Source organism: Bradyrhizobium sp. (genome assembly GCF_050014615.1).
Taxonomy (GTDB): domain Bacteria; phylum Pseudomonadota; class Alphaproteobacteria; order Rhizobiales; family Xanthobacteraceae; genus Bradyrhizobium.
In genome coordinates this window covers 17,219-31,775 of record NZ_JBEKCZ010000120.1, presented here as the reverse complement: position 1 = coordinate 31,775, position 14,557 = coordinate 17,219, and the positions used below count along the sequence as shown (strand labels likewise).

The 14,557-nt window shown below is 60.4% G+C and carries 11 protein-coding genes; 3 read left to right on the top strand and 8 right to left on the bottom strand.

The window, feature by feature from the left end:
* The 3 genes from ABR948_RS19350 to ABR948_RS19340 all read left to right on the top strand — a co-directional run.
* Positions 1-235, top strand: a 235-nt coding sequence (locus tag ABR948_RS19350) for a hypothetical protein (protein WP_428120818.1), incomplete at its 5' end; no start/stop codon positions are given.
* A gap of 384 nt (positions 236-619) precedes the next feature.
* Positions 620-2,212 carry a DUF4118 domain-containing protein gene (locus ABR948_RS19345; protein ID WP_428120816.1) on the top strand — a complete coding sequence of 531 codons (1,593 nt, stop codon included), beginning with the start codon at positions 620-622 and terminating at the stop codon, positions 2,210-2,212.
* A complete protein-coding gene (locus ABR948_RS19340; protein ID WP_428120814.1) occupies positions 2,205-2,921 on the top strand; it encodes a response regulator in 717 nt (238 codons plus the stop codon). The genes ABR948_RS19345 and ABR948_RS19340 overlap by 8 nt, the downstream gene beginning before the upstream one ends.
* Positions 2,922-2,943: 22 nt before the next feature.
* On the opposite strand, the gene ABR948_RS19335 is transcribed toward ABR948_RS19340, so the two are convergent.
* The 8 genes from ABR948_RS19335 to ABR948_RS19300 form a co-directional block, all read right to left on the bottom strand.
* On the bottom strand, positions 2,944-4,521 hold the full coding sequence (locus tag ABR948_RS19335; RefSeq protein ID WP_428120811.1) for an efflux transporter outer membrane subunit: 1,578 nt from the start codon (positions 4,519-4,521) through the stop codon (positions 2,944-2,946).
* Positions 4,514-7,780 (bottom strand): efflux RND transporter permease subunit, encoded by a 3,267-nt coding sequence (locus ABR948_RS19330; protein WP_428120809.1) that lies wholly within the window; start codon positions 7,778-7,780, stop codon positions 4,514-4,516. The genes ABR948_RS19335 and ABR948_RS19330 overlap by 8 nt, the downstream gene beginning before the upstream one ends.
* A 44-nt stretch (positions 7,781-7,824) precedes the next feature.
* Entirely contained in the window at positions 7,825-9,021 is a 1,197-nt protein-coding gene (locus ABR948_RS19325; protein ID WP_428120807.1) for an efflux RND transporter periplasmic adaptor subunit, read from the bottom strand.
* A 481-nt stretch (positions 9,022-9,502) separates the two neighbouring features.
* Positions 9,503-11,146, bottom strand: a complete 1,644-nt coding sequence (locus ABR948_RS19320) for an outer membrane beta-barrel protein (RefSeq protein WP_428120805.1) — start codon at positions 11,144-11,146, stop codon at positions 9,503-9,505.
* Positions 11,147-11,262: 116 nt separating this feature from the next.
* Positions 11,263-11,556 (bottom strand): hypothetical protein, encoded by a 294-nt coding sequence (locus ABR948_RS19315; RefSeq protein WP_428120803.1) that lies wholly within the window; start codon positions 11,554-11,556, stop codon positions 11,263-11,265.
* 15 nt (positions 11,557-11,571) lie between these two features.
* A complete protein-coding gene (locus tag ABR948_RS19310) occupies positions 11,572-11,799 on the bottom strand; it encodes a hypothetical protein (RefSeq protein WP_428120801.1) in 228 nt (75 codons plus the stop codon).
* A 73-nt stretch (positions 11,800-11,872) separates the two neighbouring features.
* Positions 11,873-12,616, bottom strand: a complete 744-nt coding sequence (locus tag ABR948_RS19305; protein ID WP_428120799.1) for an outer membrane protein — start codon at positions 12,614-12,616, stop codon at positions 11,873-11,875.
* Between the two features lie 69 nt (positions 12,617-12,685).
* Complete coding sequence (locus ABR948_RS19300) at positions 12,686-14,332, bottom strand: outer membrane beta-barrel protein (RefSeq protein WP_428120798.1); 1,647 nt, start codon at positions 14,330-14,332, stop codon at positions 12,686-12,688.
* Positions 14,333-14,557 lie beyond the last annotated feature (225 nt).

Below are 14,557 nucleotides of genomic sequence, written 5' to 3'. Positions count from 1 at the left end.
GAGGGCGCAGGTGATCCTGCGGCGAAATTCGCGCAGCCCGCAGATGCCGTTGATGGACTTCTATCTGTATCCGCCGAAATATCTGAGCACAGCCGCCATCGCGACCCTGATTCCGCCCGCTGACCGTCAGGCGGGCGACGCAGAATCGTATCAGGCGCCGAAGCCGGAACTGGCCGGCGAGAAAAACGCCCTCCATTACGCCGATGCTCCGGTGGCGTCAGCATCGGCGATATAGCGCCGAACGCTATCGAACGGCATGCCCGCGGGCTCTCAGGGCGTTCTGCCGGCGGCTCAACATCGGGCGGTAAAGCCGATTGCGACGGCCTCCATGGTTCGCCGCGATAGCACTTTTATTTATATTTCTTCCGCCGCAGAACGACATTGATTTCTTATGAAAAGATGACGCAGGTTCATTGGGCCTGCTGGTTTGTCAGCGGCACATGGCAATTTTGATTTTAGAAAATGGAACGCCGTTCTTTCATGGGGTCGCAGCTTGCGCATGCTGATCCCGCGCTGCCGTTCTATGTCTTTTTCAAAGGTGCCGGCAGCCTGATTTCACCGGGATCGTGACGTGCCGCGGTAACGGTCGTCTGATGCCTTTGGCCACGAAAGCAAATCCTTGCAATCCCATTTCGCCGGAATCGGAACTGGCAATGCCCCGCAGCTGAACGAAGAGCTCCCCTGGCATCGCTTCCTGCTGACGAATGCGTTGCCACTGACGATGTCGCTGCTGTGCGTGGGACTGGCGACCGGCGGACTTCTTCTGATCGACCGGTTCTTTCCGGCCAACCTCGTTCCAATCGTCTATCTGATACCTGTGATCATCGCCGCGACGCGGTGGGGCACCTTGCCGGCCATCGCCGCCGCGATCGGCGGGGCCGCCGCCGCGGATTTCTTTTTCTTTCCCCCGTTTTACAGTTTCAGGCTCGACGATCCGCAGACCATCATCGATCTGTTTCTGTTTTTGTTTGTCGCCCTCATCAGCAGCGACCTGGCTTCCCGGTTGCGGCAGGAAACCGAAACACTGCGCCAGCGCGAACACGAAATTCAGCACCTCTATGAATTCTCGCGGCGACTGGCGGCCTGCTTCACGGTGTCGGACCTGATCGCCGCCATTCAGAATTATCTTTCCGGCACGCTCGGACGGCACACGGCGTTTTTCTTCGCGACCCTCGACGAGAATTTCCAGCCCGGGCCGATCGGCGCCGTTCCCGAGGCGGTCCGTCGGAGCGCCGCCGCCATGATGGACAAAACCGGCCTTCGTGCCGACACCATCACGGACGAGTCGACAAAAAGCGTCTGGCTGCTCCGCGCGGTGTCCTCGGAAGACGCGACGCGCGGCGTCATCGCCGTCAACATCGGCAGCGACTCGCGCGCCGCGGTCGACGCCAGGACGCGCCATGTCGAGGCTATCCTGGCGGAAGCGTCCCTGACGCTTCAACGTCTCGATATCGGCGGGGCGATGGAGGAAGCCGCGCTTCGTCTGAAGGATCAACTGCTGCGCGACGCATTCTACGGCGACCTGTCGCACGAACTGCGTTCGCCGCTGGCGGCGATCCGGGGGTCGGCCAGCGTTCTGGAGACGATGCCTGCGGTCCGCAATGAGGAGCGGGCGCATTCCCTGGTCGAGGCTGTCACCTTTGAGGCGGAACGGCTCGACGGCTTCATCGGCAACCTGCTCAACGCGACGCGCGTGAGCGCGAGCGACGTGCGGCCCCATATCGAATGCGCCGATCCAAGGGACGTCATCAACGCGGCCGTCAGGCGAAGAACGCGGCAGTTGGCGGCACACACGATCGAGATCGGCTTTGCCGACGAATTGCCGCTGATCAACGTGGATTCCGCGCTGGTGGAGGAAGCCTACGGGCAGATTCTGGAGAATGCCGCCAAATATTCGCCTTCGGGTTCGACGATTTCGATCCGCACGCGGGCGGAACAAGGACGCGTCGTGGTGTCGATTACCGATCAGGGCGTCGGCATAACGCCGGACGAACGCCAGCAACTTGGGCTGCGGTCGTTCCGGAGCCAGCGCCACGACGCCACCATCCCGGGATCCGGTCTCGGCTTCTGGATCGCCTCGACCTTTGTCAAGGCAAACGGCGGCACGATCGATATTGTGAGCCGGGGACAGGGACAGGGGACCACGGTCTCCATCGCCCTGCCCGCGGCTGAGATCGAGGATGATGAATCGGCGGGCGCGGCCAATGAGTAAATCCACCAACCTTGTGCTGCTGATCGATGACGAACCCAAGATACGGCGCTTCCTGCGCGCCGGCTTCGAACTGCACGGCGGCTTTACGGTGCAGGAGGCTGAAAACGCCGCCGAAGGACTGAGAACGGCAACATTCAACGCGCCGGATCTGATTATTCTGGATCTGGCTTTGCCCGACCGTCGCGGCTCGGAAGTGCTCGAACTGATCCGGTCATGGTCCAATGTCCCGATCATCGTGCTTTCGGTCGAAGCCAACGAGGAGGAAAAAGTCCGCCTGCTCGAACTGGGCGCCGACGACTACGTGGTCAAGCCGTTCGGCATCGCCGAACTGATCGCGCGCAGCCACGCCGCGCTGCGACGCTATTTCAAGAGCGCCGACGAAAATCCCGTGGTCACCGCCGGTCCGCTGTCGATCGATCTGGTCAACCGGACCGTGCTTTTGAACAACGCCCAGATCAAATTGACCCGCAAGCAGTACCGTCTGCTGCATGTGCTTGCGACCCATGTCGGCCTGGTGGTCACGCACGACAAATTGCTCGAGGAGATCTGGACCGGCAACGTGCGCAAGAACATCCAGTATCTGCGGATTCTGGTGCGCGATCTCAGGCAGATCATCGAGGCCGATCCGAACCACCCGCGGCTGCTCGTCACCGAGTCGGGGGTCGGCTATCGGCTGCAATCCCGATTTGAAGATGTTTCGATCGGGTAGCGCCAGCGCCGCTGCCGCGGCGCTATTTGGCGTCCGCGGACACGATCACCTCGGGCGGATCGCCCATCGCGCATTGGCGCCAGTCCGGCACGGTGCAGTTGGCCGGCCAGTTGCCGCCAAGCGCCATGAATAACGCAGCGGTATCGGACAGACGATTGGCTTCGGTTTGCACGCGAACCACGGCCGCGGTCAGATAAGTCTGCTGCGCGTTGAGAACGGCGAGCTGGTTGACCTGACCCGCGTTCAATTGCTGCTGGACGATGTCGAGGCTGGCCTTGGCGGCAACCTCGGCCCGCAGCGCCGCCTTCAAGGCACGTGCATCCGATTGCAGCGCCCGCAAGGCATCCGCGACGTTCTGGAATGCGGTGATGACGGCGGCGCGATACAGGGCTTCGGCCTGTTCGAGCGCGGCCTCCGCCGCCTTCTGCTTGTGATAGAGCGTTAAACCATCGAAGATCGGCGCGGTGGCGCTCGCCGTCAGGGTGTAGAATCCGGCGCCGGACGCGAAGACTTGCGCATAATTGGGTGCCGCCGATCCGCCGTTGGCCGAGAGCACGATATTCGGCAGACGGGCCGCGATTGCGACGCCTACCAGCGCGCTGGCCGAATGCATGTTGGCTTCCGCCGCCCTTACGTCGGGCCGCTGATCCACCAGCTTGCCCGGCAGGCTGATCGGCAGATTGGTCGGCAATTTGAGATGCGCGAGATCGAACTTCTGCGAAATCTCGTTGGCGGCATATTGTCCGGCCAGGGCCGTCAGCAGATCGCGCTGCTGGTCAAGCTGCTTTTCAAGCGGCGGCAGCAGTTCTTCCGCCTGGGCGAGCGCCGCGTCCTGCGCCAGCACATCGGCCTGGGCCGCCTGGCCGAAACTGAGCTGACGCTTGAGAATATCGAGCAGATTGCGCTCGATCGCAATGATGCGCTGGGTCGCGGCAATCTGTCCGCGCAGCGACGCTTCCTGTATCGCCGCGGTCACGACATTGCTGGTCAGCGTCAGATAGGCAGCCTCGAGCTGGAACAATTGCTGCTCGGTCGTGGCATCCAGATTCTCGACGGCCCGAAAATTGCCGCCCCAGATGTCCGGCACGAATGATATTGTCAGCTGGTTGGTCGCGAGCGAGAACTCGGTCTGCTGGGCCGGTAACGGAACGGGCGGCACCTGCTGGGGGTTGGAAACCAGGAATTGTTGGCCCGTGGTATTGCCGGAGACTTGCGGAAAGAACAGTCCGCGCTGGGCCAGGGCATTGTATTGCGCAACCCTGATCGCGGCCTCGGCGGCCTGCAAATTCGGATTATGGTCGACCGACTGTCTGACAAGCTCATTGAGCAGCGGGGATTTGAATGCCCCCCACCAGCGCGCGGAAACGTCGGCGCCGGAGACAAAGTGCTGACCGGCGACACGCGGCGGACCGTCACCGGCATTCGGCGATGCCAGCTTCCCGCGCACATAACCGTCGACCTCCGGCTTCGCAGCGGGCTGGAAGTTCGGTCCCACCGCGCAGCCCGAAACGGCCATTGACAGCAGGGCCAGCACGGCGGTGCCGGCGAGGACACGGCGCTTGCGATCGTGCAGATGCTGATGCGGCTTCCAACTAACCATCCGGATTACCTTCGACGGCCACAGCGCCTTCGCCTTCAGTCTCGCTCGCGGTGTCTTCTCCCTTGTCCCTCGAGAGAAATATCTTTCGAAGCGCGGGCGCCACAATAAGCAACAGCAGCGGGCCAATGAACATGCCGCCGACGACAACCGTGGCCAGGGGACGCTGCACCTGGCTGCCGATGCCGTGAGAAATCGCAGCCGGAAACAGCCCGACGCCCGCCGACAGCGCCGTCATCAGCATCGGCCGCATCCGTTGCTCGGCACCATGGAATACCGCCTCGGCGATGTCCATTCCCTGCGCCCGGAGTTCGCGGAAATAGGTGATGTTGAGAATGCCGTCCATCACGGCGACGCCGAACAGCGAAATGAAGCCGATCGCCGCGGAAACGCTGAATTCGAGCCCGGCGAAATAAAGCGCGATCAGCCCGCCGCCAATCGCGAAGGGAATACCGGCAACCGACAGCAGACTGTCGCGCAGTGAATTGAACAGGCCGTACAAGAGAACAAGGATCAGCAGCAGCGTGATCGGAACAACGATGACCAGCCGCTGCTTGGCGGCCTGCAGACTGTCGAATTCGCCGGCCCAAATGATCCGATACCCGTTCGGCAGCTTGATGGCCTTGGCGACCCGCTCCTGCGCCTCCGCGACGGTGCCGCCGAGATCGCGGCCGCGGACGCTGAACTTGATCGGAACGAAGCGCTGGCTGCGCTCGCGATAGATGAACGACGCGCCGGTGTCGAGCGTGATATCCGCAAGCTCGCTGAGCGGAACGTAGCCGTTGGTACCCGATGGCGTTTGATAGGCGACCTTGACCGTCTTGATGGCGTCGATGCTGCTGCGGTATTTGGCATCGAGCCTGACGGCCAGGTTGAACTGCCTGTCGCCCTCCAGAACGGTGGTCGCGGTGGTGCCGCCGAGCGCCGCCTGAACCACGGTGTTGACGTCGCCGGTATTGAGACCGTAGCGGGCGGCCTTGTCGCGATCGACCTTGATATTGAGATTGGGTTGTCCCAGCAGGTGGAATATTCCAAGGTCGGCCACACCGCGGATCTTCCCCATCTCGGCCATGACATCGGTCGCTAGCGACTCCAGCGTCTGCAGGTTCGGTCCGATAATCTTGACCGAATTGGCGCCCTTCACACCCGACAGCGCTTCCTCGACATTGTCCTGGATATATTGCGAGAAATTGAACCCGATCCCGGGCAATTCTTCCTCGAACTCCTTTTGCAGTTCTTCGGTCAGCTTTTCCTTGGTCAGGTTCGCCGGCCACTCGTCGAACGGCTTGAGCGGTGCAAACAGCTCGACGTTGGAGAACGGCGAAGCATCGCTGCCGTTGTCGGGACGTCCATGCTGCGACACCACCGTGATAACCTCCGGGTGCCGCAGCAGGATCTCGCGCATTTTCCCCGCGGCGACCGTGCCTGCATCGAGCGACATCGTCGACGGCATCGCCGCCCTGATCCAGAAATTACCCTCCTCCAGCGCCGGCAGGAATTCGCTGCCGAGCCTTGATGCCGCAAGGAAACTAACGCCAAGGAAGACGGCCCCGACAATCACGGCGACCGTGAGATTGCCGAGCGCCCAGCGCAGCACCGGCGTGTAACTCCTGCGCAGCGCGCGCACGATAATGGTTTCGGTTTCCTCGATGTGCTTGGGCAGCAACAGCGCCGCCAGCACCGGCGTCACCGTGAAGGTGGCCAGCAGCGCTCCGGCCAGCGCGTAGCCGTAGGTCCGCGCCATCGGCCCGAAGATCTGGCCCTCGACCCCCTGCATCGTGAACAGCGGCACGAACGCCGTGACCGTGATCGCCGCCGTAAAGAACACCGCCTTGTCGACCTGCAGCGCACTGACAAAGATGATGCGCAGGCGCTCGGTCCACATCTTGCCTGCGCCGCCAGGGGCATGCGCCGATGTCGGATCAGAACCCCAATAGCCCTCGGAAAGATGCTGAAGCAGGGTCTGGCGGTGCTCGGTATTGGACTGGAAATTCCGGTAGATATTTTCCATCATGATCACGGCGGAATCGACGATGATGCCGAAGTCGACCGCGCCGAGTGACAGCAGGTTCGCGTCTTCACCCTGGATGACAAGGATAATGATGGCGAAGAACAAGGCGAACGGTATGTTGGCGCTGACGATGATGGCGCTGCGCAGATCGCCCAGAAACACCCACTGAATAAAGAACACCAGCAGACAACCGAAAATGAGGTTGTGCAGCACCGTATGCGTGGTGACCCCGACCAGCGTGCTGCGATCGTAATAGGGAATGATCTTGACCCCGGCCGGCAGGCTTCCGTCGGTATTGAGCTTTTCGACCTCGTCCTGAACCCGCGGGATGATGTCATTGGTGTGCTGGGTCCGCCCCATCACCACGATCGCGGTGGCAACATCGTCTTCGTGATCCCTGCCCCCGATTCCAAGACGCGGCACATAGCCGACGGAAACGCTTGCGACGTCCTTCACCTGGATCGGAAGACCATTCGACTGGCTCAGAACGATATTCTCGATATCCTGGACCTTGTAACCCTTGGTGACGTCGTCGGCGCCGCCGCTGTCGACCAGTCCGACCCCGCGGATATTGACCGACTGTTGCCCGATCGTGATTTCGCGGCCGCCGACATTGATGTTGGCGTTGCCGAGCGCGGTAATCAGTTGCGGGATCGAAACATTGTAGGCTTCGAGTTTTCCGAGGTCGGCATCGACGTTGAACTGCTTGGTGGTGCCGCCCCATGCGTTGATCTGCACCACGCCGGGGATGGTCAGGAAACGACGGGCGACGACGTAATCCTGCAGCGTCCGCAGATTGGTCAGGCCAAAATGCGGGGGACCGACGAGCTGGTAGCGGTAGATTTCGCCGACCAGGCTGGACTGCTGAATCTGGGGAACCTGGTTGCCCGGCAGGTTGACGTTTTGCTGCAGGCTGACCGAGGCTTGCGCCAGCGCGAAGTAGAAGTCGGTCCCGTATCTGAAGGTAACCCGGACGAACGACAGGCCGTAGAATGAAGTCGAGCGGATATTGACGACGCCTGGCGTCGGATAAAGTCCCACTTCCATGGGAATTGTATAGTACTTCTCCATCTCCTCGGCAGACAGGCCCGCCGCCTGCGCGGTGATTTCCAGAATGACCGGAGCGGGATTGGGATAGGCTTCGATGTTCAGTCGCGAAAACGCAACAAGCCCGGCTGCGCAAAACACCACAAGACCCAGGACAATGATCGCACTGCGCGTCAGACCGAACTCAAGTAGAGACTTTATCAAGTGACCCCGCAGTGTGTCTTTGGGTTAAACGAGCCCTGAGCCGGTTAACCGGCATCGCCCATCAACAGCTTGTTGCTCAGAAATACCGCGCCGTCGGTGACGACGGTTTCTCCAGGCGAAAGACCCTCCAGGATCTGGTCCCAGCCATCCTGCTGCAGGCCGATCTTGACGGTTCGCTTGATGAAATGGCGACTGTCGCTGGTGACCCACACCGTCATCGTCCCGTCACCTTCCCTGACCACGCCCTCGGCCGGCACCGCAAGCGAATGCGCAGGGTCTCCGACCCGAATGACAAAACTGGCGAACATTCCGGAGCGGAGCAGATGCTGGGGATCATCGATTTCGGAGCGGACAAGCTGTCGGTGGGTGTTCGGGTCAATCATCGAACCCACCGTCGTCACCCGCCCCTTGAAGACCGTGTTGGGATAGGCCGGCACCCTGACCTCGACGTCCTGACCGACCTTGTAAGCCGGCGCATCCGTCTCAATGACGTTCGCCAGCATCCACATCGTCGACAAATCCGCGACCGAATACGGCGCCGGCGTATTGCCCGGCTGGGTCAGGAATCCGGGCGCGGCGCTGCGTGCCACGACCCTTCCGGAGATCGGGCTGGGGACCAGCAGCGTGGAATCGACCTTGCGCATTTCGACGACCTGATCGATCTCGGCATCGGTCTTGCCGAAGATGCGGACCGAATCCCGCGCGGCCTTGAAGTTGCCTTCGGCGGTCTGTTCATCCGAGGTCGCCTGGTCGACATCCTTCTGCGCGCTGCCACCGGCCTTCAACAGATTGGTCGCACGCGTCAAGGTACGCTTCTGCAATTCGAGCACGCCGGCCGCCGCCAGCAGGGTTGATTCCGCCTGCAGCAGATCGGGACTGTCGATCGTGAACAGGATGTCGCCGGATTTGACATCGTCCCCAATGTTGAAATTCGCCTTCAGGATTTTCCCGGGATACTGCGAGAATACCTGGACCAGCAAATTCTCGTTGAAATCGATCGTGCCAACGGCGGTCTTCAAGAGCGCGAAATCACGCGACCCGACCGGATTGATCTTGAGCGTGCCAGCCTGCTTTTCCGACAAGTCGACGGATTGCGTGTCGGCGGTTTTGTCGGGTCCGGACGGGCTGGATTCGGCAGTGGCGATTTGCTCTTTTCGGCCGGACTGGCCATCGGCAAGCCCAATAAAACCCCTGCCCCAAAACAACGCGGCTCCGCCGATCGCGATTAACGCGAAAAACATCACTCGAGAGCGTCTCGACGTGTTTCCGATAGCACTCACTCTAGATCCCCAACGTCGTCAGCCAAGCAACCATTTATATTGCGTTACAGCATTGCGCTTACACTAACCTTACGCTGTGTTCGATCGGAACAATTGTTTTCACGTTGATTCATATAATAAAAATAGTCGAATCCGGGAAAATCTTTGGATTGCCCAGAGATTTTTCTTTTGCCCTCATGATGGGCGAAGGAAAGCGGAAGTTATGGGCAAACGCAGTTACACACATTGACCTTGCCTTTGAAGAAATTCTGCTGCGCGCCCCACTGGAATCAGCGTCATTTTGTCTCCGGAACAGCCTATGGCGAATCCGTTCGACATCTTTCAAACCGGATCCGAGGCATTCCAGGGCCGGAATGTGACAAGAACACCCTTCGAAGGTTCCCTGCGATGAAAACCTTCTGAGGGGCATCCGGCGGCTTGCGCAGCCTTTGAATTTCACGCCTCAGAAGTGGATGATCATGTCCGCCGCGCCGATGATGGCGAAGTTCTTGTTGGGCGCGATGCCGAGGTTCGAATTGCCGTTGAAGGCATCCGCATCCAGCGACCTGTAATAGGAAACCTCGGGCCGCATCTCGATCTGGGGCGAGAACCAGTGCTGCCAGCCGATACCGGTCTCGACGTAGCGCGTCTTGGTGCCGGTGCGCTGGCCCTGCGCGTCGTTCACGAATTCCGCGCGATACGAGATGTTGTCGAGCGGCGTCACCTTGTAGTTCAGATAGGCCAGGAAGGTCTGAAACGATGCGGTGCAGCTGATCGCCGTCGCGGTGCTGCAGTACGCGCCGCCGGGGGCGTTGAACGGCATGTATTGCGGCGAGAACGGCGTGCCGCCATTGGCGATGGCCGCAACCGCGACCGGGTTGTTCAGGTTGGCGACGTTGTTCTGGTGCTCATTGTAGGTTTCGAACGAGATATGCCACTGGTCGTTGAACTTGTGGTAGTAGGTCAAGCCATACCATTGCAGGTTGTTGTAACCCCAGGTGCCGTTGTTGATAGCGTTCGAGACGATGTTGAAGTCGTCATTGCCGGTGTCGCTCGACCAGCGCACGCCGAGCGTAACGCTCGGCTGCGCACCCGGATCCTTCAGCATGGTGGTGCCGGGAAACAGCGGGTTCGGATCCGGGTTGGCGATCTTGGTGCCGACGTGCCAGGGGAACGTCTCGGTTCCAGACGTAATGCCGAGCTGGAATATCCAGTTCTTGGTCGCGGCCATGGTAAATTCGACGCCGGTGTTGGTGTAGTTGTCGTAGGTGTAGGTCATCGAGTGCGAGTACATGTAATTGTTCGGCGCCAGCTGCGCCTCGATGTCAGGAATTGAGATGTAGCGTCCAACCCGGATCAGGAGCCCTTCCAGCACCTGCGGAATGAACACCTCGCCGTAAGCCATCGGGATGTCGAAGCCATTGTTCAGGTTCTGGTTCAGGAGCTGGCTGCTGAACAGGCCGTACGCGGTCGTATAGCGATAGTTCTCGCCGTAGATCGGCGCGACCCGGAAACCCCAGTCGATGTGATCCTTCTGAACCGTGTCCGGAAGCCGCTCGAAATAGATCACCGCCTGATCGAGCTGCACGTTGTTCGGATTATAGCTGTAGGCCGCCGGCGCGTTGCCGCCGCGCACGGTGCTGGTGGAGAGGTTGCCGCCGGGATCGATCCAGCCGTAGACCTGGATGTGGTTGTCGTTCATCCACTGGCCGGAAGAGGTATTCCCCAGTGCCGCCATCAGCGGGCTGTCGACCGAGCTCGCCCGCGTCACGCCAAGATTGGTGGTGCCGCCATAGGGCCACTCCGTAAACGGCATCGGCGGAATGCTTTGCGGGGTCGGCGGCCAATCCGCACGGCTCCCCGGAGGCGCTTTCGGATCTGCCGGCGCAGCCTCGTGTCCCCACTCCAGCCTGTAGTAGTTGACGAGGCGCTCCATGAAGGTGGTACCGAGATAGGGCTCAAGGCATGCATAATTCTTGTAGGGATCGACGACGCCGCGGCATCCCGGCACTTTGGCCGGCAGCGAAGCGTCAGCTGCATGTGCGCTGCTGACGTTGATCAGACCCATCGCCGCCAAAGAAACGCCCGCCAGAAGAACTCTTTTCATCATCTTGTCCGAAGCTCTCGTTCCATGCGCCTTCACGCGCTCTCGCGCCCTGCCAAAGCGGCGTGTCTTCCCCAAGGTTAAAAAAATCGAGTGGCCCTGGCGCCCTGTGAGCGCGCCTAGTTTTCTACCGGACCACGCCACATCGGAGATTTCGGACCACCGTAGTAACGCATCGGTCCAAGCCGCACCTGCTCGCTCTTTGCAGGTTCTCCTCCGTGACCTTCAGCTGGCAGGTTTTGGGCTGCCAAGTTTTGAGCTGCCAAATGACGCACGTGCAGACGCCCCTTGCCGGTCTTTGCGACAGCATCGCCACAGATACCGGCGGTCAGGATGATCGCAGCCAGAACGGAAAACCCGATCCGCGTCCTTCTGGTGGTCACATCAGTGGTCACCTGGGTCACATCAGCCACCCAACCCGCGATCACCTACTGGCCCGGCCACATCGGAGATTTCGGGCCGCCGTAATAGCGCATGCTGACAGGCCTGGCGGTCTCCTGAACCGAAGCCGTCTGGATATTCTGTCCATGCGCATTGAGCGCGACATGACTCCTGTGCTTGGCAGCGGCGTCGCCGCTGAACCCGGCGGTCAAAGCCACCGTGACAGCCAGACCCACTAAACCCATCCGCGCATCTCCAGCATTCACATAGGTCATATCATTCTCCAATCTGCGTCCACTTGCTGGACCGACCACATCGGCGATGCGGTCGATCGATTCAGGCGAAGCTTCAGTATTTCGCGACGACAGGACCTCCGAATTTGAAATCCAGGCCGAGCGTCACGACCGAATAGGTGGTCTCGGTGGTGTAGGGGAGCACGCCGTTCGTCGGGAGCGGGTGGTTGTAGCCATTGAAGTTGGTGTAGCGGTATTCGAACTTGCCGATCACGTTGTTGGTCAGCGCGTAGGCGATACCGCCACCGCCGGTCAGGCCGTTGGCATGGACCGTGAACTTGTCGACCGGGAAACCGGCGAGCGTATTGGTATGATCGATATCGCCGAAGGCGTAGCCGCCGGTGAAGAAGAACATCCAACGATCGATGGTGTAACCGACGCGCGCGCGAACCGAGCCGCCCCAACGCAGACTGTCGGCGTCGACCGCGGCGATGGGAAAGGCACCCGCGGCAATCTGATTTGCATCGTTGCCCTTGATGCCCGACCAGTACATATCGCCCTCAATACCGACCATGTAGCTGCCGCTTTGCCAGTTGTAACCCGCCTCGCCGCCGGCCACGCCTCCGACGGAGGTGTAATTCGCGGTGAAGGGCGCAAACCCGGTATTACCCAGCGCGTTGTTGACGTTATGGTTGCCGTAGCCGCCTCCGCCGAACCCGCCGAAGTAGAATCCGTTCCAGTCATAGACCGGTGCCGCGATAGACGGAGCCTTCGAATAGGTGGGCAAATCGGCGCCGAGAGCCGGTGACAGCAGACCCAGCACACCGAGAGAGACGGTGGTGAAAAGAATTCGCTTCATTGTTAACCCCTGTCGAATTGTTCTGACGAAATGTCCGACGACTTAAGGCCGCCATGACCTTTCCGCGCATTAGAAATGAATGATGATGTCCGAGAGCGCGATGATGGCGAAGTTCTTGTTGGGCAAGATGCCGAAGTTCGAATTGCCGTTGAATGCGAACGCGTTCAGCGACCTGTAGTAGGAAACCTCGGGCCGGATCTCGATCTGCGGCGAGAACCAGTGCTGCCAGCCGATGCCTGTCTCTAGATAGGCCGTCTTGGTGCCGGTGCGCTGGCCCTCCTCGTCGTTCACGTATTCTATGCGGTACGAGATGTTGTCGAGCGGCGTGATCTTGTAGTTCACGTAGGTCAGGAAGGTCTGGTACGTCGCGGTACAGGACAACACGGCCGCAGTTTTGCAGACTGCGAGGCCCGGAGCATTGGCCGGCATATATTGCGGCGAGAACGGCGTGCCGCCGTTGGCGACCGCGGCCAGAGCCACCGAATTGAGCGCATTGGGCACGTTGCTCTGGTGCTCGTTGTAGGATTCGAACGAGATGTGCCACTGGTCGTTGAACTTGTGATAGTACGTCATGCCGTACCATTGCAGGTTGTTGTAACCCCAGGTGCCGTTGTTGATGCCATCGGCCACGAAGTTGATGTCGTCATTGCCGCTGTCGGTGGTGTAGCGCACGCCGAACGTACCGCTCGGCTGCGCGCCCGGATCCTGCTTCATGGTGGTTCCGGGGAACAGCGGGTTCGGGAACGGATTGGCGATCGTTGCGCCGACATGCCAGGGCATCGCCTCGGTGCCGACCGTGATGCCGGCCTGGATCGTCCAGTTCTTGGTCGCCGCCAGGGTAAGCTCGATACCGGTGTTGGTGTAGTTGTCGAAGGTGTAAGTCATCGAGTGTGACGACATGTAATTGTTCGGCGCGAGTTGGGCTTCGATGTCCGGGATCGAGATGTATCGTCCGAACCGGATCATGAGGCCTTGGGCCACCTGCGGAATAAACACCTCGCCGTAGGCCATCGGCATATCCCAGCCGTTGTTCGCGTTCTGATTGAGAAGCTGACTGCTCCAGAGGCCGAACGCGGTGGTGTAGCGGTAGTTCTCGCCGTAGATCGGCGCGATGCGGAAGCCCCAGTCGACGTGATCCTTCTGAACCGTGTCGGGCAGCCGCTCGAAATAGACCACCGCCTGGTCGAGCTGCACCGAGTTCGGGTTGTAGCTGTAGGCCGCCGGCGAATTGCCGCCGCGCACGGTGCTGGTGGAGAGGTTGCCGCTGGGATCGACCCAGCCATAAACCTGGATGTGGTTGTCGTTCATCCACTGGCCCGCGGTGGTATTGCCGAGCGCCACCATCAGCGGACTGTCGATCGAACTCGGCCGCGTCACGCCAAGGCTGGTGGATCCGCCGTAAGGCCATTCGGTGAACGGATAGGGCGGCGTGGCCTGGGGTGTCCCCGGCCATTCGGCGCGGCGGCCGGGAGGCGCCTTGGGATCGGCGGGCGGCGCTTCATGACCCCATTCAAGCCGGTAGTAGTTGATGAAGCGCTCCATGAAGGTGGTGCCGAGATAGGGCTCGAGGCACGCATAATTCTTGTAGGGATCGACGACGGTTCTGCATCCGACCGGCGCTTTGGCCGGCAGCGAAGCGTCAGCCGCCATTGCGCCATTGACGTTGACCAGACCCATCGCCGCCAACGAGACGCCTGCTAGAAGAAGTCTTTTCATAATCTTGCCCCAAGCTGTTGTTACGGGCGCTTTCACGCGCTCTTACGATTCCGTGAACCCTCGGAAATATCTTTCGTTGGGGGGGCAAGAAAATCGATACGGTTTGGTGCGCGGTTTCATTAAAATAAAATAGCGTAAATGGCGTTATTGACGCCGATTGCACATGCAACTGCCAGTTGCCTATGGTGTTGCTCAAATGCCGGGCGAAAAACGTAGGGTTTTTGC